1 protein-coding gene is annotated in these 1,358 nt (G+C 54.0%); it reads left to right on the top strand.

Features of this window, described 5'->3' with window-relative positions; all coding sequences use genetic code 11:
- Positions 1-345: 345 nt before the first annotated feature.
- The coding region (locus H6B51_RS17050) for a Mu transposase C-terminal domain-containing protein (RefSeq protein ID WP_243421380.1) at positions 346-1,358 on the top strand (1,013 nt) is incomplete at its 3' end.

Genomic DNA, 1,358 nt, shown 5'->3' with positions numbered 1-1,358 from the left:
CGTTATCTGGCAACGGGACAACTCACGCAAAAGCGGTCACAGCAGACCGGCAAAAGCAATCAGATGATAGAGCGAGCGATTCGACGGTACTACTTTGGTGCCAAGCGGTTATCCCTAAGATCCGCCTACGAGATGATGCTGCTGGAGGACTATGTAGGACCCGATGGAGAGCTGGATAGCGATGCTCCAACATGGTCACAGTTCCGACACTACTACTACGATCATGACATGCACAAGGACCCGCAAAAGGTCATCGCACGAGAGGGCCTTACCAAATACCAGAGAGATCATCGACCTGCATGGGGCTCCTCCGCCGGATGGAGGCCGCAGCCCGGGAGCTATCAGATGGATGCCACACAGGCGGATATCTATCTGGTGTCCAGGCAAGATCGTTCCATCGTGGTAGGTAGGCCGTATATCTACTTGGCGGTAGATACAGCCACCCACCTGATCGCCGGGGTCAATGTTGGGTATAGCTGCGATGAGACTGCTGTAATGGCTTGCATTGAGCAGGCTGCTATGGACAAGGTTGGGTACTGTGCTCGCTACGGCATTGAAATCACACCGGAGCAATGGCCATCGGTGGGTATGCCGTCTGAGATCATCACTGACAAGGGGCGAGAGTTCTTCGGCCCACGAATGTCGGAACTATGCCGCCGGTACGGGCTGGAAATACTGACCTTGCCGCCATTTCGCCCGGATCAAAAGGGTGCTGTCGAAAAATCGATTGACCTGCTGCAGGAACGGTATAAGCCCATGCTGAGAGGCAAAGGTGTCATAGAGGATGATGCACAAGAACGATGGGCTACCGACTACCGCACGCAGGCAACCCTTGACCTTGATGATTTTGCACGGGTTATCATCCACTCTGTACTGTACCTAAACAGCGGGAGACTTGTCGATGGCAAGACTCCAGCAGAAAGATGGAGGGAGCTATCACCCCGATTGATGGCGGTTGATCCGCAAGAGCTGCACATACAGACGCTGCCACGGGATACCGTAAAACTGACCCGTAAAGGGATCAGAGTCAACCGTATGTGGTATGCCCCAAATGATGCAGATGGGTTGACCATTGGAGACAGCTATACGATTGCCTATGACCCGGCAGATCTGCGCCGTATCCATATCATCCTGGCTGACCGGATCTGTCCATGTCATGCAGTGGAAATTGGCCAGTCGCTCTCTGTTTGCGAGGTCGATGCGGTCCACGAAGTCGCTAAGACACACGTGCAGGCGGCTCGACTGCGAGAGACTGCTACAAGTATCACAGCCATGAAGGCCATCCGATCGGTTATTGAGCAGGCAGACAGCAGACGGGAACCAATCAGACAAGTCGACGGAGAGCAAATCAAACAGGA

Origin of the sequence: Pseudoflavonifractor phocaeensis (genome assembly GCF_016901955.1) — a bacterium.
Taxonomy (GTDB): Bacteria; Bacillota; Clostridia; order Oscillospirales; family Oscillospiraceae; genus Flavonifractor; species Flavonifractor phocaeensis_A.
Note: the sequence above shows the minus strand (reverse complement) of the source record. Positions and strands in the feature narration are given on the sequence as shown.